This window comes from Granulicatella sp. HMSC30F09, assembly GCF_001806915.1.
GTDB classification, from domain to species: domain Bacteria; phylum Bacillota; class Bacilli; order Lactobacillales; family Aerococcaceae; genus Granulicatella; species Granulicatella adiacens.
On record NZ_KV786415.1, the window covers coordinates 1 to 20850 of the forward strand.

Consider the following 20850-nt stretch of genomic DNA (forward strand, 5'->3'; position numbering starts at 1 on the left):
ATTAATTGTCTAACTTTTTGGGGTCAGTACACATTGTCCAACGGTTTTTTAAATGATAAAGAAAAATCCATATAAAAATGACATTACAATTAAATACCAATGTAAGTATGTAAATTGTCGATTAACAGAAAATTCTTTTCGATAGTATATTTGATATAAAATTGGAATCAATAAAGATAATGAGAATAAAATGGTTCCCAAAATACTGAAGGAGCCTAGATACCAGACAAAGTAGATTATTGTTCCAATTAGCCAAGAAAGACTAAATAAAACAGTACAAATTGCTACTACTGGACCATAGTGTCTTTTTCCTTCTCTAATCTCTATCAAACGTGATTTGACATGAGAAACATATAATCCAAATAAAATATATTGGAATAATTGAATGCCAATTTCTTTAGAAACCGCACCACTTAAAATAAACAAAGTGATGAAATTTCCCAAATAATATTTTGAAATACTATTTAAAAATGAATGATAAATATAAAACATATCATTTGTCTTCAATTCAAACAAGTGACCGTGGTTCAGTATCACTATTAAAAGTAAAAGAAGAACGATTCTTAAAGCTACATTTTGATAAAAATAGACTAGAAGAGAAAGTAGCAGTATATCTGTAATGGCTATAAAAATCCATCTTTTCAATTCTGGATGATTGGCAAATTTTCTAAATGAATTTTCTTGCAAATAAATAATGACAAAGAACAAAAACAATACTGAAAAATGAGTAAAGTGAAATTGTTGTTGTCTTACAGCAAGAAGAAGTCCGATTAAACAATATCCTAAAGGAGCTAAAATAAAATTCAGCCAAGGAGAGGTTAGTTGATGTAAGATGTTCGAAACGGACATAGACTGTGGTTCGTTGTTCATAAAAATACCTCATTCTTAATTATAGTTTAATGATATGGAATAATGCTGTTCTTGTCAAGATGAGGGGATTTAAAGGTATTTTTTAGATTCTTCAAAAAGAAAACTATTTCTTTAAAATGAAATCGATGAAAACTTTTTCTATATATGTTCAACCTTTCATTTGATGAAAATGTGAATATATCGAATATTTAACAATTATAATATGTTAATTGTTGTGTTAATGTGATAATATGAACATATAAATCATTGATTTATTACCAGCAAATCAAGAAAAGAGGATTAAATATGAAAAAAACCAGAAAAATTACCTTTTTATCGTTCTTATTAGTATTTTTAGCAGCACTCTTCTCCTTAACTTCACGAAATGCTTCTGCGGATACCTCTCCGACAGTTACTGGTAATTTAGCTGATGCCATAACTAGTTTAAGTATTTCTAATAATGAAGGCGGAAAGTTGGACTGGGATTTAGCACAATGGGCTACTTTTAGAATTAATGCTACATTTGATTTAAGCGATAAGGATGTTAAAGCAGGAGACAAGACGATTTTAACAGTTCCTGATGCATTGATTATTACTTCGACTAGCTTTGAAATTCGAGATGTCAATACAAAAGAAGTGATTGCACATGCAACAGTGGATGCCAATAATAAAACTTTAACCTTAGAGTATACGGATTATGTGGAAAAGCATTCAGATACAAATGGTAAATTCTTCTTCTATGCTAGAGTAGATTTCAAAAAACACCCACAAGCTGGAGAGATTTCGATTGATCTAACCGTAAATAAAGAAACAAAAGTCGCTGGAAAAATCAAATTCAAAGGCATTGGAGATGGAAATCCAACACTTTTCACAAAAACTAGTTGGGTAAACAATACAGACTATAAAACTGTTTCCTACAATATTTCTATTAACCGAACAAAGCAGAATTTAAAAGAAGTTACAATAGAAGATCAATTACAATACCATAATGCTTCTTATGTGAAAGATAGTATTCGAATTTATAAAGGAAAATTTAATTACGTAAATGGTGAATGGCAATTCACAGACAGAACAGATGTCACAAGTCAACATAAAATTACTTTTGGTGCAGATGGAAAGTCTTTTGTTGTTGAACTAGGAGATATTAGTGAAACAGATCAATATCGTATATCATATGATGTCAGATTAAACTATTCTCCTTTAGACGGAGAACTGTTGAAAAATGATGCGAAATTAAAAGCTAAGGGAATTGTTCAGAATGAAGTTACAAATGCTTCTGCTGTGCAAGTAGCTGGAGGCTCTGGAATTGGTTATGTATTCACCATTAATGTTCATAAAGTAGATGATGAAAATAAACCATTAGCTGGAGTGAAATTTAAATTGACTCGATTAAGAAATAATCAAGTAATTGGAGAATATATCACAGATTCTAATGGAAACATCACGGTACCTTCATTATTAAAAGATAAATATACACTTACAGAAGTTGAAACACTTCCAGGATATAAAATTGAAACACCTGAAACAGTTGTAAATATTGCTGATTTTGCAGCTGATAGAACAGTTACAAAAACAATTGTAAATCCAAAACAACAAACAACAACCACAACAACTACAACTACAACATCTACTACGACTACGACTTCTACAACTACAACATCAACAACTGAAGAGGCTACAACAGTAACGACTACAACAGAATCTCCTTCAACGACAACAGAAGTCCCAAGTACTGTTGAAACGACAGAGAACACTACAACTACTGAAGAAAAACCAGAATTGCCTAATACTGGTACTTCGAATTATAATATTCTAGTTTTAATAGCCGGTTTATTCTTAGTGACTTCATTTGTAGTTATTCGTAAAGAACAAAATTAATGATGATTTAATATGTAAAGCCTAGGTTTATACTTAGGCTTTTTTATTAAGTTTAAAATTTGTATTTAAGTCGATTATAAATTTCCATTGAGTACTTAATGATAATTGATTTTACTATCATTTTTTTATAAAAGTGCTATAATAGGAAAAGTTAAAAATGATATTCCCGAAAGGATGCACCATGTGTAGATGCCTTGTAACCGGAATTGAATGGGGGAAAAAGAAATGGAAAAAATTTTATTTACATCGGAATCCGTAACAGAAGGACATCCCGATAAAGTTGCAGACCAAATTAGTGATGGTATTTTAGATGCCATTCTTGCTCAAGATCCAACGGCTCGTGTAGCCTGTGAGACAGTAGTAAATACTGGTTTAGTCGTTTTAGTAGGAGAAATCACAACGAGTGCGGTAGTTGATTACCAACAAGTTGCTCGTGATACGATTCGTAAAATAGGATACACTGACCGCAAGTATGGATACGATGCTGATGCAGTTGCGGTTATGGTTTCTTTAGACAAGCAATCACCAGATATTGCAATGGGGGTTGACGATGCATTAGAAACTCGTGGACAATCTGAAGAGTTTGGAGCAGGAGACCAAGGTTTAATGTTTGGTTACGCTACAAATGAAACGAAGTCTTATATGCCACTGCCAATTGATTTAAGTCATAAGTTAGCTTATCAACTAGCGAAAGTTCGTAAAGAGAAACAATTAGATTACTTAGGTCCAGATGGAAAAGTTCAAGTAACAATTGAATATACTCCTGAACATAAAGTAAAACGTATTGATACAATTGTTGTAAGTACACAACATGATGAAGAGATTTCTCAAGAGCAAATCAGAAAGGACGTACTTGAGTATGTTGTAAAACCAGTCGTACCTTCTGAATTACTTGACGATGACACACGTTACTTCATTAATCCGACTGGTAAATTCGTTATCGGTGGACCTGTTGGAGACTCAGGATTAACTGGACGTAAAATTATCGTAGATACTTACGGTGGTTATGCACGTCATGGTGGTGGAGCTTTCTCTGGTAAGGATTCTACAAAGGTAGACCGTTCTGCAAGTTATGCAGCTCGTTATATTGCAAAAAATGTTGTTGCAGCAGGTCTTGCTGAAAAATGTGAAATTCAATTAGCGTATGCGATTGGAGTAGCACAACCAGTTTCGATTGCTGTAGATACTTTTGGAACTAACCACGTACCAGAAGATAAAATCATTGAAGTCATTCGTAAAGAGTTCCGCTTAACTCCAAAAGGAATTATTGAAACACTAAACTTACGTAGACCTATCTATCAACAAACAGCAGCTTATGGTCATTTTGGTAGAACAGATATTGAGCTTCCATGGGAACAACTAGATAAAGTTGAGGAATTAAAAGCTTATTTTGCTTAAACGATCATGAAGAAAGCCAACCTCAATGAGGTTGGCTTTTCATTTAAAGTAGAAAATTATCATATATGATAATTTTCTACTTTTTTTCTATGACATAACAAATTGGTGGGCAGTTGATTTGATTGATAAATTGATATTTTAAAACGGACCATTCCTTTTGAGAAAGAGCTGAAATGAGTTCTTCAACAGCATCCTTTTCTTCTAACCCACCGTCATGACCATAGTAGGAAACGATGATTATTTTTCCATATTTTTCTAATCGCTCCAGCAAAATTTGGATGGCTTCCAGAGTAGAAGAGGGAATTGTGATGATTTTTTTATCACTTCCAGGTAAATAACCAAGATTAAAAATTGCTAATCTAACATACTCGTCTTGTTCTAAATAGTTTGAAATATTCGCGTGAGAGTCTAGAATACAAGTCACTTTTGGGGCTAAGTCATATTTTTGTAATAATTGTCTTGTTTGTAAAATAGCTGTTTCTTGAATATCAAAAGATAAAATTTTTGAAGTCGAATCTATATGTTGTGCCAAAAAAAGTGTGTCATGTCCATTTCCTGCGGTTGCGTCGATAAATAGTCCATTTTCTAAATTTGCGGAAAGTATCATTTCGTGGCTAAATTGTTGAGCGTTCTTCAAAACAAACACCTCTTAAGTAAAATTTTACAATTTGTTACATAATTTTTACGGATATTAAGAGTATACGACGTTTTGCGTGTTCGCGCAACGTTCCCCTACACATTCAATTTTATCCTACTATAATGGATTACGAATTAGTTTTTAGATGGAGGATAAAAGGATGACAGAAACAAAACACGAAAGATATTTACGTTTAAAAAAAGAAAAACAAATGAAGGCTTTAAAAGCTGCAAATAAAAATTTACAAAAGACAGTTGCAGTTGTTGGAGCAACTACGGTAGCAGGTTTAGCATTAGCGCCAAAATCTCATGCATATACTGTACCTACCAATCAAGTACAAACTCCTGCACAACGATTCTTAAATAAGATTATTCCTGCAGCTCAACAAGCTACTGAAGGTAAAGATGTCTATACTTCAGTAATGATCGCACAGGCAGCTCTAGAATCTGCATGGGGAACAAGTGCGTTAGCTTCTGAACCAAACCATAACTTATTTGGTGTAAAAGGGAACTATAATGGTCAATCTGTCAATATGTATACTTTAGAAGATGCTGGAGCGCAAAACTACTACGGTATTCATGATAATTTTAGAAAATATCCATCATACAAAGAATCAATGGATGATTATGTAGACAAAATTGTTAATGGGATTAAAGGAGCTCCAATGTTCTATTCTGGTGCATGGAAGAGCCGTACAAATAGCTATCAAGATGCTACACGTTATTTAACTGGCCGTTATGCAACGGATACTGCGTATTATGCTAAATTAAATCGTATCATTGAACAATTTGGATTGACAAAATATGATAATGGAACTGCAACGGCTATCGCAGCGTCAATTGAAGAGAAATCTTCAATTGGAGGGCAATATACTGTTCAAGCAGGGGATACATTATATGCTATCAGCCGTAAATCGGGTGTTAGTGTAAATCAATTATTGTCTTTAAATGGATTATCATTAAATTCAGTGATTCGTCCAGGACAATCTTTATCATTAGGAAATAATACAAAACAAACTACTAATACAGTAGTATCAACTCCTGTAAGTACTACATCTGTTTCAAAAGCAAATGGTACTTATACCGTAAAAGCTGGTGATACCCTATATGGTATCAGCCGTAAATTTGGGATGAGCTTATCGCAATTAATTTCATCCAATGGAATTTCTACATCAAGTATCATTCGCCCAGGACAAACATTACGTGTAGTTGGTGGTGAAGCTTCTGCTACAGTAGTTAGAACATCTACTTCTACAGCTCGTACAGGCGGTGGAAACTATGTTGTCCAAGCGGGAGACACTTTATACAGTATCGCTCGTCGTTCAGGAATGAGTTTAAATTCATTATTAACATTAAATGGTTTATCTCAATCATCTATCATTTATCCTGGTCAAAGTTTAACAGTGAGTCAATCAGAAGGAAACTTAGCAACTCCAGTAAGTACTAAATCAATTAGCGCATCTTCAGTGGTATCAACTTCTGGAACGTATACTGTAAAAGCAGGGGATACATTATATAGTATTGCTCGTCGTTCAGGTGTGAGCTTGAATTCGTTATTATCATTAAATGGACTATCTCAATCTTCAGTGATTCGTCCTGGTCAAACACTAAACGTTTCAGGAGCTTCAAATGCAACAGTTGCTACTCCAGTAAGTACCGCTAGTCAAGCAACTTCAACTTCAGGGACCTATACTGTAAAAGCAGGAGATACTTTATATCGTATTGCTCATAATCATGGAATTTCATTAAGAACATTACTTTCAGTGAATGGATTATCAGAAACTAGTACAATCCGTCCAGGTCAACAATTAGTAGTGTCAGGTTCAGCACAAACAACTGCCTCATACTCATCAACACAAGCCGTTTCTTCTGGGGCTAAAACTCATACAGTTAAAGCAGGAGAAGGGTTATGGCGTATTGCCAGAACTTACGGACTTTCATTAGAACAATTAAAAGCTTTAAACGGCTTAACTTCAAACGTTATCCGAGTTGGTCAAGTGTTGAAAGTTTCAAAATAATCTGCTAGAATAATACTCACAAAAGCAGATAGAGGAATAGTAAGTTTCTTTGAAAGTTGTAGAGAGTGCATGGTTGGTGAAAATGCATCAATTCGATAAACTGAACTCGCCTTTTTAGCCGAACTCTGAAAGATTAGTAAGAGTTTCCGCCTCGCCAGCGTTACAGGTAAGAAGAGTAAAATAATTAGGTGGTAACACGTATTGCGTCCTATCTGTCAATGACAGGTGGGGCGTTTTTAATTATGAAAGGAGTGAATCAGATGACATTTAATCATCTAGAAATCGAGCCCAAATGGCAAAAATATTGGAAAGAACATCATACATTCAAAACAACAGAAGATCCTTCTAAGAAAAACTTCTACGCATTAGATATGTTTCCATATCCATCAGGACAAGGACTTCACGTAGGTCACCCAGAAGGTTATACAGCCACTGATGCTGTTTCCCGTATGAAACGTGCACAAGGGTACAATGTTCTTCATCCAATGGGATGGGATGCGTTTGGACTTCCTGCAGAGCAATACGCTCTTGATACAGGGAATGACCCGGCAGAATTCACGAAAGTAAACGTTGCAAACTTCAAACGTCAAATTAATGAATTAGGATTTAGTTATGATTGGGACCGTGAAATTAACACAACGGATCCAGAGTACTATAAATGGACACAATGGATTTTTACAAAGTTGGTTGAAATGGGATTAGCATATGAAGCTGAAATCCCCGTTAACTGGTGCCCAGCACTTGGAACGGTACTTGCTAACGAAGAAGTAATCGATGGTAAGAGTGAACGTGGAGGACATCCTGTTTACCGTAAACCAATGAAACAATGGATGCTTAAAATTACTGCTTATGCGGATCGTCTATTAGAAGATTTGGATGAGTTGGATTGGCCAGAAAGCATTAAAGATATGCAACGTAACTGGATTGGCCGTTCAGAAGGGGCTCAAGTTCGTTTCAACGTAAAAGGAACAGACGAAAGTTTTGAAGTGTTCACGACACGTCCGGACACATTATTTGGAGCGACTTACAATGTATTAGCGCCAGAACACGAATTGGTTCAAAAGATTGTCACTCCTGAACAAAAAGAAGCAGTGGATGCTTATATTGCTGCTGTTTCTACAAAATCTGACTTAGAACGTACAGAACTTTCTAAAGAAAAAACAGGGGTATTCACTGGAGCGTATGCGATTAACCCAGTAAACGGAAAAGAAATTCCAATCTGGATTGCAGACTATGTATTAAGTACTTATGGTACAGGTGCCATTATGGCCGTTCCAGCTCATGATGAGCGTGACTATGAATTTGCAAAAGTATTTGGATTAGACATTATTCCAGTAATTGAAGGCGGAAATGTTGAAGAAGAAGCATACACTGGTGATGGTGTACATATTCATTCAGATTTCCTGGATGGATTGAATAAAGCGGACGCCATCGCAAAAATGAATGCATGGCTTGAAGAAAATGGCGTAGGAGCAGCAAAAGTAAGCTATCGTCTACGTGACTGGTTGTTCTCTCGCCAACGTTATTGGGGAGAACCAATTCCAGTTATCCACTGGGAAGATGGCACAATGACAACAGTTCCTGAATCTGAATTACCATTAGTATTGCCAAAAACGGATAAAATTCGTCCTAGTGGTACTGGTGAATCTCCACTGGCTGCAATTGAAGACTGGCTGTATGTCACAGACCCTGTAACAGGTAAAAAAGGTCGCCGTGAAACAAATACAATGCCACAATGGGCAGGTAGTTCATGGTACTTTGTACGTTATGTTGACCCACATAACAAAGAAAGAATTGCGGATCCGGAAAAAGTAAAACAATGGTTACCAGTTGATTTATATATTGGTGGTGCAGAGCATGCCGTTCTTCACTTACTATATGCTCGTTTCTGGTATAAAGTGTTATACGATTTAGGCGTTGTTCCTAACAAAGAACCATTCCAAAAATTATTTAACCAAGGAATGATTCTAGGTGAAGGTAATGAGAAAATGTCTAAATCTAAAGGGAATGTTGTAAACCCTGATGATGTTGTTCGCGAATATGGTGCGGATACATTACGTGTCTATGAAATGTTCATGGGACCACTGGATGCATCGATTGCATGGAGTGAAAAAGGACTTGAGGGTAGCCGTAAGTTCTTAGATCGCTTCTGGAGATTGATGATCGACGACAACGGTAAAATGCGCGACCGTATTACAAAACTAAATGATGGTAAATTGGATAAAGTGTACCATCAAACAGTGAAGAAAGTAACAGAAGACTTCGAAGAGTTGCATTTCAACACTGCAATTTCTCAAATGATGATCTTCGTCAACGAAGCATATAAAGCAGATGCATTACCATTTGACTATATGAAAGGTCTAGTACAATTGATTGCGCCATTAGCACCACATATGGCTGAAGAAATCTGGAGTAAATTCGGATTCACAGAATCAATTAGCTACGAACCATGGCCAACTTACGATGAATCTAAATTAGTGGAAGACGAAGTTGAAGTGATTTTCCAAGTGAATGGAAAAATTAAAGCACGCGTAATGGTTCCAACAGACGCAGATGCGGCTGCTCTTGAAGCATTAGCTAAAGAGCATGATGCGGTGAAATCTGCCATCGAAGGAAAAACAATCCGCAAAGTGATCGCTGTTCCAGGGCGTTTAGTAAACATCGTTGCGAACTAATAGATTCTGAAAGGATAGTAGAATGATTTATTTTGATAATGCAGCAACAACGAAAATTTATGATGATGCATTAACGAGCTATGTTCAAGTTAGCCAAAAGTTCTTTGGAAATCCATCAAGCTTACACCAATTAGGAGTCGATGCCTATCAAGTGTTGATAAAAGCTAGAGCACAAGTGGCTAGTTTATTATCCGTTCTACCTGAGGAGATTTTCTTCACCTCAGGCGGAACTGAATCGAATAACTGGGCTATAAAAGGAACAGCTTTAGAAAAATCCGTATTTGGGAAGCATATCATCACGACAAAGATTGAACATCCGTCTGTCCTTCAAACGTGTAAGCAATTAGAGCGCTTCGGGTTTGAAGTGACTTATTTAGATGTCGATTCTAAAGGGATTGTTAGTGTTGACCAATTAAAAGAGAACCTTCGTAAAGATACGATTTTAGTAAGTGTGATGGCTGTCAATAATGAAGTCGGAGCAGTTCAACCGATTGCTGAAATTGCTAAAGTACTAGAGGAATACCCATCGATTCATTTTCATGTCGACGCTGTTCAAGCAGTAGAATGCGCAAGTCAGCTGCTAGCCATTGGACGTATTGATTTGTTGAGCCTTTCTGCGCATAAATTCCATGGACCAAGAGGCGTTGGGATTATGTATAAGAAATTTGGACGTAAGATTCAAGCGCTCTTAACAGGTGGCGGACAAGAAAAAGGAGAACGTAGTACAACGGAAAACCTTCCAGGTATTGTAGCGACTACAAAGGCGTTACGCATGTCTTTAGAAGAAAAATCCGTTACAAGTGAACTTCGCAGCCAATTATGGAAAGAGCTTGTTACAAAACCAGAGATTCGCATCTTCTCACCTGAAGATGGAGCAAGTCATGTATTATGCTTTGCTATTAAAGGTGTTCGTGGAGAAGTCGTTGTTCATGCTTTTGAAAATCATGGTATTTATATTTCTACGACTTCTGCTTGTTCAAGTAAAAAAGCAGATTCATCAAGCACACTTTATGCGATGAATGTGCCAACTGAATGGGCAACAGGAGCCGTTCGAGTAAGCTTCTCAAACGACAACACGAAAGAAGAAGTTGAACAGTTTATCAATGTTCTGCATCAGTTAATGAAACAATTTTCGTTTTTAAAATAAAAGGAGGAAATCGTTGAAAACTAGAATTTTGATTCGCTATGGTGAACTTTCTACAAAGGGTAGAAACAAGAAAATGTTCACTCAAAAATTAGCGTCAAATATTAAAAAAGCCTTAGTAGACTTTCCTCAGGTAAAGGTGATTCCTGATTATGACTTTATGTATTTAGATTTACATGAAGCACCTGAAGAAGCAGTCATCGAAAAGGTAAAACCAATTTTTGGGATTCAATCAATTTCACCAGTCTATATTATTGAAAAAGATATGGAAGTGGCTAAAAAAGTGGTTCTTGACTTATTGAGTCAAGAAAATCTTGAAGGTAAGACGTTTAAAATTATGACAAAACGCTCGGATCACACATTCGAGATGGATACGAATCAAATCAATCTATTCTTAGGAGATGCTGTTCTTGAAGCATTTCCAGATATCAAAGTTCAATTAAAACAACCAGATATTACAGTTCGTATCGATGTGCGCCGTGAACACTTAATGGTGAGTCTTAAGACCATCCCAGGGGCAGGCGGACTTCCTGTTGGAACAAGTGGTCGAGTGATGCTCATGTTATCTGGGGGGATTGATTCTCCAGTAGCTGGGTATCTTGCGATGAAACGTGGGATGGAAATTCAATGCGTACACTTTGCAAGTCCACCATATACAAGTCCTCAAGCGCTTGAGAAAACAAAACTTTTAGCTGCAAAAATTGCTCGTTTTGGAGGAAGTATCCAATTTCTAACGGTACCTTTTTCAAGAATTCAAGAGGAAATCAAGAAAAGTGTACCGGAAGCGTATTTAATGACGATTATGCGTCGTTTTATGCTTCGAATTACTGATGAGCTTCGTAAAAATGCGAAAGCTCTTGCGATTGCTAATGGGGAATCGGTGGGGCAAGTGGCTTCTCAAACATTAGAGAGCATGGTGGCGATTAATGATGTTACAAATACACCAATTATTCGTCCAGTAGCTACAATGGATAAACTTGATATTATTAAAGTTGCAGAAGAAATTGATACATTCGAGTTATCGATTCAACCGTTTGAGGATTGTTGTACGGTATTTGCACCGCCAAGTCCTAAGACAAAACCGAAACTTGAAAAAGCGCGTCAGTACGAAGCGCGTCTTGATGTAGAAGGGTTAATTAAAGAAGCCGTTGAAGGAACAGTGATTGAGGAAATTACTGCCAATTACACAACCGCCGTTGAAACGACTCAACAAGAGATTGACGATTTATTTTAAAATAAAAAGAAGCGATGGCTATTCCTGATGGAGTAGCATCGCTTCTTTGGTTTATTGGAAGTATTCTTTTAGGGCGTTTGCTATACTTTTTGCGATATTTTCTTGATATTCTTGAGAAGAAATCACTTTATTATCACCTTGATTGTTTAAGTATCCAAGTTCTAGAAGAATAGACGGACGAGCATTATCTCTTAATACCATGAAGTTTTGGAATCTGCTTCCTTGGTTTTTAAGAGGTAAGTTACGTGATAAATACTTATTAATGGTTTGACTGAGATTTTCACTTTTATCGCTATAATAATAGGTTGTAGTTCCACTAGCGCTATCGACTTCCGCAGAATCAAAGTGAATACTAATAAATGCATTTGCATTATTTTTATTACTAATTTCAGCACGATCTGCTAAGGAAACGGAACTATCGTCAGTTCTAGTTAAAATAACTTTTGCACCTAACGCTTCTAATTCTTTCTTAACTAAGAAAGCAGTTGAAAGTGTGTGATCAGCTTCATGCTTTTCACTAAAGTTTACTACAGCACCAGGATCATCTCCACCGTGACCAGGGTCAATGACAATAGTTGCATTTTTAATTCCTTGTGGGAGGGCGTCATCTGTTTCTATCCCTGCGAAGTTTGCGGTGACTAACCAATATGGTATATATCCATATTTTCCATTGCCTACAGAAACTTTGTAGAAATCTCCCTCTCTATCTTCATATACAAATTGCGTTCCTTTATCTACCGTTCCAATTAAATCTGAAGTGATAGATGATTGAGAGTAGATTGGAGTTTCTTTTAGCTTCGTTACAAACATTTTATTGGAATCAATAGTCGTTGGAAGCCCAGCTTGTTTATTCAATATTTCTTGTATTAATTCAATTGTATAGTTCGAAGAATCGCTATCTACATATCCTTCAGTCTCTTTATAGCGGATTTTTAAAGTTTTATCAGAAACGTCTTCAAGAAGATAGAAAATCTCACCATCGGGAATCGTCCCAATTTCTTTAGTGTTTTTTTCGGCAGTTTGATAAATCTTCAAACCTCCATTTGCATAACCTTTCATTAAGGTTGTTAGTAAGATGGTGTCATTTTCTTCCACATATCCAATTTGTTCATTATACTGAACTTGTATCCACCCGTTGTCTAGTTTATGTAGAGACAATAAATACTGTCCTTGAGAGATTTCACCTATTGGGATTGACTTTGAATCCATCTTTTGATAAACCTGCACGTTCGAAGAACCAGTATTTACAGCAAACTGAACAATTTTATTTTTTACTCTTGAAGTTGTCTGTGTGGTAGAGTTTGTATTTGAATTCTCTACGACCGTTTGACGCGAATTGTTTTCATTTGTAGAAGCAGTTTTTTCACTGACTAATGGATAGGCAATTAACCAAAGTGTTAATAATATAAAAATGAAAGCTATGAATTGTTGTGTATTTTTCTTTTTAAATAAATGCAATAATGAATCCATAGAGACTCCTTTAAAATTAAGTATTTCTATTTCATTATAACAATAAAACCCTTATTTGTGTATAAAAAGTTGCTTTGAACTTGATTGTAGTCGAATTTATTAGGTACAATAAAAAAGAATAAGAGCAAATTGGAGGTTTGACATGTTAATTGGATCTCATGTTTCAATGAGCGGTAAAGATATGCTATTAGGATCTGCTAAGGAAGCCTTTAGTTACGGGGCAAATGTTATGATGGTGTATACGGGAGCTCCGCAAAATACCAGAAGAAAACCAATAGAAGAATTAAATGCTGAAATAGGCAAGAAATTTATGGCTGAAAATGGAATCAAGGAAGTTGTCGTTCACGCTCCCTATATTATTAACTTAGCTAATACAACAAAAGAAGGATATATTGATTTTGCAATTGATTTTTTGAAAGAAGAATTGAGACGTGCTGAAGCAGTCGGAGCTACACAAGTTGTTTTACATCCAGGCTCTCATGTAGGTGCTGGTGTTGACGTTGGATTGAATCAAATAATTTATGGTCTAAACCAAGTAATAACAAAAGACCAAACAGTTCAAATCGCTTTGGAAACAATGGCTGGAAAAGGAACGGAGTTAGCTCGTACGTTTGAAGAACTAGCTCGTATTATTGATGGCGTGACGTACAATGAACACTTATCGGTTACATTTGATACTTGTCATGTTCATGATGCTGGATACGATATTAAAAACGATTTATCGGGAGTATTGACACAGTTCGATAAAACGGTAGGACTTGATCGTATTAAAGTTCTTCATATCAACGATTCTAAAAATCCTGTGGGTGCTCATAAAGATAGACACGAAAATTTTGGGTTTGGAGAAATTGGATTTGATGCGTTAATGAATGTTATTCAAGTCCCAGAATTTAAAAATCTCCCTAAAATTCTTGAAACTCCATGGATTAAAGTGGAAGATAAAGTTCAGATTGCGCCATACAAGAAAGAGATTGAAATGATTCGTTCTGGAAAATTTGATTCACATTGGATTGAAGAGTTATTAAATCAGGAAAGAAGGAAATAATATGCATTCACAGGATCATTGTTGTGGTCACGAACATTGTGAGCACCATCATGAACATCATCATAGCCACTCACATAATCATGTGGAAGAAGCATTAGAGATTCTAAAAGAAGCGGGCTACAAGCACACGAATAAACGCCAACGATTGGTTGAAATTTTAAATGATGCGAATCGTTACTTGTCAGCAAAGCAAGTACAAGAGTTAGTTGCTTCAGAGTTTCCACAATTAAGTTATGATACAATTTATCGTAATTTATATACCTTTGTACAATTGAATATTTTAGAAGAAACAGAACTAAATGGTGAGAAATTATTTAGATTCCGGTGCCAAACACATGGACATCATCATCATTTCATTTGTGAAAAGTGTGGTAGTACAAAAGAAATAGATATGTGCCCAATGGACTTCTTCCAAGATCAATTAGAAGGTTGTGAAATTCACTCTCATCGATTCGAGATTTTTGGACTTTGCGAAAAATGCGCAACTAAAGCATAAATTAAGGTTTTCCTAAAAAAGTTCATAGGCAGTATAGAAGTTGATTGACATTTTAGCGAACCTTTCTTATAATAAAAAAAGGACATTTCGTTTGTTTGGTTATTCTATTCAAAAGAAAACAGTTACTTTTAAATGCTCGGAGGGAGGGAATAGGATATGTCAAAAACAGTTGTTCGTAAAAACGAATCACTTGATGATGCTCTTCGTCGCTTCAAACGTACTGTTTCTAAAACCGGAACTTTACAAGAGGCTCGCAAACGTGAGTTTTATGAAAAACCAAGTGTAAGACGTAAGAAAAAATCAGAGGCAGCTCGTAAACGCAAGTTCTAGTCAACTCTGTGTATCATATGACTATGTCAGGCTGGGGCTATAGGTCCCAGTCTTTTTTTATCAATCAAACGAAATACAAGAATGGAGAGAGAATAATGTCATTAAAAGAAACGATTAACAACGATATTAAAACAGCGATGAAAGCAAAAGATAAAGAAACGTTAGCAGTTTTGCGTATGATTAAAACAGCAATTCAAGCGGCTGAAATTGACAAAAAATCAGAGCTAACAGCTGAAGAAGAATTAACTATTCTATCTCGTGAAGCCAAACAACGCCGTGATTCGATTGTTGAATTTGAAAAAGCAAATCGCCCAGAACTAGTTGAAAAAACACAAGGTGAATTAGTAATTGTTGAAAAGTACTTACCAGCACAACTTTCTTTAGAAGAAGTACAAGCAAAAATTGCTGAAATTGCTGAACAAGTAGGAGCGACAACACAAAAAGAATTCGGTAAATTAATGGGTGCAGTAATGCAAGCACTTAAAGGACAAGCAGACGGTAATGTCATTAAAGAACAAGTAAAAGCACACTTAAATAAATAAGTGTGGATTGGAGGATAACTGATTGGAAAAAGAAACCGTAAAAGCAAGTGTTGAATTAAGCGATAATCCTCAACTAATTCAATTATTTGGTTCTCAAGATCAGAATATTCGTTTTATTGAAGATTCATTCCAAGTACAAATCACTCATCGTGGGGAGCAACTCTTTATTACTGGTGAAGAAGAGAATGTTACTCAAGTTAAAGAACTACTAAACCAGCTTCAAGACTTGATTGCACGTGGGATTAGTATTTCTAAAACAGATATCATCACTGCGGTGAAGATGGCTAAACGTGGTACTTTGGATTACTTTGTTAATTTATATAACGAAGAAATTGGCCGTACATTTGCAGGAAAAGCGATTCGTGCCAAAACATATGGGCAACAACAGTACATTCATGCCATTAAGAAGACTGATGTGGTCTTTGGGATTGGACCTGCCGGAACGGGTAAAACGTTCGTTGCCGTTGTGATGGCTGTTCAAGCATTAAAAAAAGGCGAAGTGAAGAAAATAATCTTGACTCGTCCAGCCGTTGAAGCTGGTGAAAATTTAGGTTTCCTACCAGGAGACTTAAAAGAAAAAGTAGATCCATATTTACGTCCGTTATACGATGCTCTTTATACCGTATACGGTATGGAACATACGAATCGACTCTTAGAACGAGGAGTCATTGAAGTGGCGCCGTTAGCGTATATGCGTGGGCGTACTCTAGAAGATTCATTTATCATTTTAGATGAAGCTCAAAATACAACTAGAGCGCAAATGAAAATGTTCTTAACTCGTTTAGGTTTTGGTTCAAAAATGATTGTCAATGGAGATAAGTCTCAAATTGACTTGCCAAAAGGACATCAAGCCAGTGGTCTTTTAGATGCTGAACGCAAGCTAAAAGGAATCAATGGAATTGTGTTTGTAGAATTTGATGCAGGAGACGTTGTACGTCATCCAATCGTATCTGAAATTATTAATGCATATTCAGCACCAACGGAAACTGAAAAGGAACGAGGTGAAGAAAGTGAGACAAAAGCTCCGTAAGTTTCAAGAAACTTTAGGAATGCTCTATCTACCTGCTTTATTAGGGATGACATTTTTAGTGTTACTCATTTTAGGGTGGAGTAATGTACAGCCAACTTCTTATTCTTTAGAGTTAAATCAAGTTGCTAAAGAAACAATTCGTTCTCCAAGAACAATTGAGGATAAAGAGCAAACCGCAAAAAATCAACAAATGGCGATGGATGGTATTGGAGATATTTATGTTTTTGACCAAACCAAACAACAACAACAAATTGATAAAGTAAAGCAGTTTTTCCAAGCGATTAAAACTGTTGCGGCCAAATCATCAAGCGAAATATTTGGGGGAGATTCAACTACCACAACGACTGGAGAAACATCTACAAAAGTAGCTACAATTCAAGATAGATTAAGCTATTTTAAGAAAAGTTTAGATAGGGAAAATAAAGCCATTCGAGATTTTGCTTTGTATATTAAAGATAGTGTTATTGTTCAGCTTTTATCGGCTAGTTCTGAAAAATTAGAGAGCTATGAGAAGGCTGTAGAAGACGCAACGAAGGAACAAATGGCTTCTTCTATTACAGATTCTAATCTGTTGCAAGCGCAAGAAGTTGCAAAAAGATCTTTGTTTAATGGTGGATTCTCTGATTCAGAACGTGAATTATTAGGACAATTGTTAACCAATAGCATTGTTGCTAATAATGTAGTGGATAAAGATGCAACCAACAGTGCAAAAGAGAATGCAAAGCAAAGCGTCTCAACCGTTAGAATTCTTCAAGGTCAAGTTCTCATCCAAGAAGGACATATTATAACTCAAGAAGATTTACGTATTCTTGAATTACTCGGTATCAATGGAACAACAAACAATTATCATCAACTCTATAGTTACTTGATTTTCCTTGGAATCTTTATCGTTAGTCTTCTAGTATTCTCGCTTCGATATAAAGTGGGAGTTTCAAGTAAAGACTGGGATACCCGGTTAAATGAATTAACAGTGTTTACTTTTGTTTTTTCAATGGGGGCTGTTCTGTTGAAAATTTTATCGTTCTTGCAAAATAGAGGGATTGATTATATTGGTGTTGCTTTTCCAATTGCTGGATTAATCTATCTTATTTATAAATTAACCTCAAAATTTTTCTTTACAATTATTGCGATGTTAGTTTATCCGATTTTAGTCTGGTTTATGTTTGGTAGTGACAATATCAATACTGAAATAGCATTAACAACTGTTTATTTTTCTCTTGCGGCTTGGTTAGGAGTTGTTCAAGAAGTTTATTGGAAAAACTTATCTTGGTTTAAACAATTACTTCTACAAATTGTAATTCCTGTTTCGTTAATGATTCCGTTTGTATTTTTTAGTAATTATGAACTAGTTTCTACTCAATCTGGTTGGTTATTTGCATTTGCAGCGATTAGTGGATTTTTATCATATGTAATCCCAGTCATTTTAATGCCATATTTAACTTATCTTTTTGAGGATAGTTCAGTTCTTTTATGGGCAGAGTTATCTAATCCAAATCAACCTCTGTTAAAAGATTTAATTACAAAAGCACCAGGGACTTATCACCACAGTCTAATGGTGGCTAATATTTCAGCAAACTGTGTTGAGGCAATTGGGGGAGATTCTCAATTAGCGCGAGTAGCAAGCTATTATCATGATATTGGAAAGACAGAGCACCCGTTCTTCTTTATTGAAAACTTGCCTGCGCATATGGAAAGTCCGCATAAAATGATTGGGCCTTATGAATCAAAAGAAATCATTTTTGATCATGTTCGTAAAGGAGTAGAAATCTTAAAAGAACATCAATTACCAAAATCAGTAATTGATATTTGTGCAGAACATCATGGAACTACTTTGATGAAATATTTTTATGCAGAAGCCCTAAAAGAAAATCCGGATGCAATCGAAGAGGATTTCAGATATCCTGGTCCAAAACCTCAGACCAAAGAGTCGGCGGTCATTAATATTGTAGATAGTGCAGAAGCTGCAACTCGAGCGATGAAAGAGCCTACTTTAGAAAAAGTTCAGAATTTGGTTCATTCTATCATTATGAATCGCTTGGAAGATGGCCAGTTTGTAGAATGTGATATTACGATGAAAGAGTTGTCCATTATAGAAAAAAATATTGTGGCTTCTCTAAACGGAACATTCCATTCGCGAATAGAGTATCCAAAAATTGTAAAAAAACCTAGTTAAGAGTTAGTATCCTTTCCTTTAAGATTGTTTAATGAACAATTTTTGGGGAAAGGATCATTTTTATTTAATGTTTAGTTCAACATTCGTCAAAGTTCCAATAATGTAGGGAGTTTGTTAAAATAATAGTGACATGTATAAAGGAGATTTTAAAATGATTATTGAAATTATTGATGAAACAGAAGTAGTTCCAGAAAGTCATCAAGAACTGGTTCATAAGGTGGTATCTTTTGCAGCAGATTTTCTAAAAATACCTCAAACAAAAGAATGTAGTATTTCTTTCGTATCTAGTGAACGGATTCGAGAAATCAATCGTGATTTTAGAAATATCGATAAAGTAACGGATGTTATCAGTTTTGCATTGGATGATGACGATGATGATTTGGCAAGCATGCAGTCAATTATGGAGGAAGATGATAGTTTCGTGACTTCAATTGGAGATATTGTCATCTCTTTAGACCGAGCAAAAGAACAAGCAGAAGATTATGGTCATTCGCTTGAAAGAGAACTTGGATTTTTAGCACTTCACGGATTTTTACATTTAAATGGCTATGACCATCAAACTGAAGAAGAGGAAGCTGAAATGACAGGATTGCAACAAGAAATCTTAGAAGCTTATGGGTTAACTAGAAATGACGGATAGACAAACGGGAAAAAATTCAACCTTTTTGACTTCAATGAAACATGCACTACACGGAATCAAAACAGTTATTCATGAAGAACGGAATATGAAAGCTCATTTGTCCATGGCAGCGTTGGCCATATTGATAAGTTTCATTTCTGGACTAACTGCACTCGAATGGTGTTTTATATTACTTTGTATATTTTTAGTATTAGTCACGGAGATATTAAACACAGTTGTTGAAAATTTGGTAGATTTATTAGTGAAAAAGGAATATCATATTGAAGCTAAAAAGGCAAAAGATATTGCAGCAGGTGGAGTATTGTTAAGCGCAGGTTTTACAGTCGTTATTGCGATGATTATAATTTTGCCAAAATGGATTCATTTTTAAGGAGAGAGTATGACAAAATCATTTAAATCAGGATTTGTAGCGATTGTGGGGCGACCTAACGTCGGCAAATCAACATTTATGAACTATGTGTTAGGTCAGAAGATTGCCATTATGTCTGATAAAGCACAAACCACAAGAAATAAAATTCAAGGAGTCTATACTAAAGATAACGCTCAAATTGTCTTTTTAGATACGCCTGGAATTCATAAACCAAAACATGAGCTTGGTGAATTCATGGTGAAGAGTGCCTATTCTGCTTTAAAAGAAGTGGATGCAGTCTTATTTATGGTCAATGTCAGTGAAAAACGTGGGCCAGGAGACGACTTCATTATTGAAAAGCTAAAAGGAATTAAGACACCGATTTTTTTAGTGTTAAATAAGATTGACCTTGTTACACCAGAAGTGTTATTAGAGCGTGTTGAAAGTTATAAAGATGCACTTGATTTTGCGGGAGTATTCCCAATTTCAGTATTACAAGGAAATAATGTGAACGAATTAATGGAAGCCCTTATAGCAGCTCTTCCTGAAGGTCCACAATATTATCCAGCAGACCAAATAACCGATCACCCTGAATACTTTGTGGTTTCAGAATTAATTCGTGAGAAAATTTTACAGTTAACACAGGAAGAAATCCCTCACTCAGTGGCTGTAACAGTGGATAAAATGCAAAAAGATGAATTTGATAAGGTTCATGTCTATGCAAATATTATCGTGGAGCGAAAATCACAAAAAGGTATTATTATCGGTAAAGGTGGACGTCTCTTGAAAGAAATTGGGACGAGAGCTAGACGAGATATTCAACAATTACTCGGAAATAAGGTTTATCTTGAATTGTGGGTAAAAGTCGAAAAAGATTGGCGTAAACGTAAAAGTAATCTACAAGAATACGGATATAAAGAGACAGATTATAGAGATTAGGATG

The 20850-nt window shown here is 35.6% G+C and carries 18 protein-coding genes, 1 riboswitch and 1 other annotated feature; of the genes, 15 read left to right on the forward strand and 3 right to left on the reverse strand.

Translation table 11 applies throughout. The features are described 5' to 3' along the window. Positions 1-48: 48 nt before the first annotated feature. The gene (locus HMPREF3103_RS02535) at positions 49-870 is read right to left on the reverse strand and encodes a hypothetical protein (protein WP_005605672.1); all 822 of its coding nucleotides are present in this window, start codon (positions 868-870) and stop codon (positions 49-51) included. 285 nt (positions 871-1155) lie between these two features. Between HMPREF3103_RS02535 and HMPREF3103_RS02540 the strand changes: the two genes are divergently transcribed. Together HMPREF3103_RS02540 and metK are read left to right on the forward strand one after the other, a co-directional pair. Continuing rightward, positions 1156-2727, forward strand: a complete 1572-nt coding sequence (locus HMPREF3103_RS02540) for an LPXTG cell wall anchor domain-containing protein (protein WP_070437106.1) — start codon at positions 1156-1158, stop codon at positions 2725-2727. A 146-nt stretch (positions 2728-2873) separates the two neighbouring features. Beyond that, positions 2874-2955: riboswitch (SMK box riboswitch) on the forward strand. After that, positions 2953-4125 (forward strand): methionine adenosyltransferase, encoded by a 1173-nt coding sequence (metK, locus tag HMPREF3103_RS02545; protein WP_070437149.1) that lies wholly within the window; start codon positions 2953-2955, stop codon positions 4123-4125. (Overlaps the previous riboswitch by 3 nt.) 76 nt (positions 4126-4201) lie before the next feature. Here metK and HMPREF3103_RS02550 read toward each other — a convergent pair whose 3' ends face one another. Next, positions 4202-4771 (reverse strand): tRNA 5-(aminomethyl)-2-thiouridylate-methyltransferase MnmM, encoded by a 570-nt coding sequence (locus HMPREF3103_RS02550; protein WP_083278705.1) that lies wholly within the window; start codon positions 4769-4771, stop codon positions 4202-4204. 151 nt (positions 4772-4922) lie between these two features. Here HMPREF3103_RS02550 and HMPREF3103_RS02555 point away from each other — a divergent pair, with 151 nt between their 5' ends. The 4 genes from HMPREF3103_RS02555 (at position 4923) to thiI (ending at position 11832) form a co-directional block, all read left to right on the forward strand. Continuing rightward, on the forward strand, positions 4923-6779 hold the full coding sequence (locus HMPREF3103_RS02555) for a LysM peptidoglycan-binding domain-containing protein (protein WP_246826943.1): 1857 nt from the start codon (positions 4923-4925) through the stop codon (positions 6777-6779). An 18-nt stretch (positions 6780-6797) separates the two neighbouring features. Then, positions 6798-6993 (forward strand) — a binding site (T-box leader). Between the two features lie 46 nt (positions 6994-7039). Next, positions 7040-9454 (forward strand): leucine--tRNA ligase, encoded by a 2415-nt coding sequence (gene leuS, locus HMPREF3103_RS02560; protein WP_070437151.1) that lies wholly within the window; start codon positions 7040-7042, stop codon positions 9452-9454. Positions 9455-9476: 22 nt separating this feature from the next. Then, positions 9477-10601: a cysteine desulfurase family protein gene (locus tag HMPREF3103_RS02565; protein ID WP_070437108.1), complete on the forward strand. Its 1125-nt coding sequence runs from the start codon at positions 9477-9479 to the stop codon at positions 10599-10601. A 13-nt stretch (positions 10602-10614) separates the two neighbouring features. Next, positions 10615-11832 carry a tRNA uracil 4-sulfurtransferase ThiI gene (gene thiI / locus HMPREF3103_RS02570; protein WP_070437109.1) on the forward strand — a complete coding sequence of 406 codons (1218 nt, stop codon included), beginning with the start codon at positions 10615-10617 and terminating at the stop codon, positions 11830-11832. Positions 11833-11883: 51 nt separating this feature from the next. Here the strand turns inward: thiI and HMPREF3103_RS02575 are convergent, their stop codons facing one another. After that, a complete protein-coding gene (locus HMPREF3103_RS02575) occupies positions 11884-13302 on the reverse strand; it encodes an N-acetylmuramoyl-L-alanine amidase (RefSeq protein ID WP_049555450.1) in 1419 nt (472 codons plus the stop codon). Positions 13303-13444: 142 nt separating this feature from the next. Between HMPREF3103_RS02575 and HMPREF3103_RS02580 the strand changes: the two genes are divergently transcribed. The 9 genes from HMPREF3103_RS02580 (at position 13445) to era (ending at position 20846) form a co-directional block, all read left to right on the forward strand. Continuing rightward, on the forward strand, positions 13445-14347 hold the full coding sequence (locus HMPREF3103_RS02580) for a deoxyribonuclease IV (protein WP_070437110.1): 903 nt from the start codon (positions 13445-13447) through the stop codon (positions 14345-14347). 82 nt (positions 14348-14429) lie between these two features. Beyond that, entirely contained in the window at positions 14430-14843 is a 414-nt protein-coding gene (locus tag HMPREF3103_RS02585; protein WP_070437152.1) for a Fur family transcriptional regulator, read from the forward strand. Between the two features lie 156 nt (positions 14844-14999). Next, a complete protein-coding gene (gene rpsU, locus HMPREF3103_RS02590; protein ID WP_005605651.1) occupies positions 15000-15173 on the forward strand; it encodes a 30S ribosomal protein S21 in 174 nt (57 codons plus the stop codon). Positions 15174-15268: 95 nt separating this feature from the next. After that, complete coding sequence (locus HMPREF3103_RS02595) at positions 15269-15715, forward strand: GatB/YqeY domain-containing protein (RefSeq protein ID WP_070437111.1); 447 nt, start codon at positions 15269-15271, stop codon at positions 15713-15715. Positions 15716-15737: 22 nt separating this feature from the next. Further along, positions 15738-16745: a PhoH family protein gene (locus HMPREF3103_RS02600; RefSeq protein ID WP_070437112.1), complete on the forward strand. Its 1008-nt coding sequence runs from the start codon at positions 15738-15740 to the stop codon at positions 16743-16745. Beyond that, positions 16726-18918, forward strand: a complete 2193-nt coding sequence (locus tag HMPREF3103_RS02605) for an HD family phosphohydrolase (RefSeq protein ID WP_239652321.1) — start codon at positions 16726-16728, stop codon at positions 18916-18918. The genes HMPREF3103_RS02600 and HMPREF3103_RS02605 overlap by 20 nt, the downstream gene beginning before the upstream one ends. Before the next feature lie 151 nt (positions 18919-19069). After that, positions 19070-19558 carry an rRNA maturation RNase YbeY gene (ybeY, locus tag HMPREF3103_RS02610; protein ID WP_039848795.1) on the forward strand — a complete coding sequence of 163 codons (489 nt, stop codon included), beginning with the start codon at positions 19070-19072 and terminating at the stop codon, positions 19556-19558. Further along, positions 19548-19928, forward strand: a complete 381-nt coding sequence (locus tag HMPREF3103_RS02615; RefSeq protein WP_070437113.1) for a diacylglycerol kinase family protein — start codon at positions 19548-19550, stop codon at positions 19926-19928. The genes ybeY and HMPREF3103_RS02615 overlap by 11 nt, the downstream gene beginning before the upstream one ends. A gap of 9 nt (positions 19929-19937) precedes the next feature. Next, the gene (gene era, locus HMPREF3103_RS02620; RefSeq protein ID WP_070437114.1) at positions 19938-20846 is read left to right on the forward strand and encodes a GTPase Era; all 909 of its coding nucleotides are present in this window, start codon (positions 19938-19940) and stop codon (positions 20844-20846) included. Positions 20847-20850: the final 4 nt, after the last annotated feature.

Excerpts from the sequence above, each read along its gene's own strand:
- ybeY (WP_039848795.1), top strand. The coding sequence starts at position 19,070 with ATGATTATTGAAATTATTGATGAAACAGAAGTAGTTCCAGAAAGTCAT.
- HMPREF3103_RS02580 (WP_070437110.1), top strand. The coding sequence starts at position 13,445 with ATGTTAATTGGATCTCATGTTTCAATGAGCGGTAAAGATATGCTATTA.
- HMPREF3103_RS02565 (WP_070437108.1), top strand. The coding sequence starts at position 9,477 with ATGATTTATTTTGATAATGCAGCAACAACGAAAATTTATGATGATGCA.
- HMPREF3103_RS02535 (WP_005605672.1), bottom strand. The coding sequence starts at position 870 with ATGAACAACGAACCACAGTCTATGTCCGTTTCGAACATCTTACATCAA.
- era (WP_070437114.1), top strand. The coding sequence starts at position 19,938 with ATGACAAAATCATTTAAATCAGGATTTGTAGCGATTGTGGGGCGACCT.
- HMPREF3103_RS02615 (WP_070437113.1), top strand. The coding sequence starts at position 19,548 with ATGACGGATAGACAAACGGGAAAAAATTCAACCTTTTTGACTTCAATG.
- leuS (WP_070437151.1), top strand. The coding sequence starts at position 7,040 with ATGACATTTAATCATCTAGAAATCGAGCCCAAATGGCAAAAATATTGG.
- metK (WP_070437149.1), top strand. The coding sequence starts at position 2,953 with ATGGAAAAAATTTTATTTACATCGGAATCCGTAACAGAAGGACATCCC.
- HMPREF3103_RS02595 (WP_070437111.1), top strand. The coding sequence starts at position 15,269 with ATGTCATTAAAAGAAACGATTAACAACGATATTAAAACAGCGATGAAA.
- rpsU (WP_005605651.1), top strand. The coding sequence starts at position 15,000 with ATGTCAAAAACAGTTGTTCGTAAAAACGAATCACTTGATGATGCTCTT.
- HMPREF3103_RS02555 (WP_246826943.1), top strand. The coding sequence starts at position 4,923 with ATGACAGAAACAAAACACGAAAGATATTTACGTTTAAAAAAAGAAAAA.
- HMPREF3103_RS02540 (WP_070437106.1), top strand. The coding sequence starts at position 1,156 with ATGAAAAAAACCAGAAAAATTACCTTTTTATCGTTCTTATTAGTATTT.
- HMPREF3103_RS02575 (WP_049555450.1), bottom strand. The coding sequence starts at position 13,302 with ATGGATTCATTATTGCATTTATTTAAAAAGAAAAATACACAACAATTC.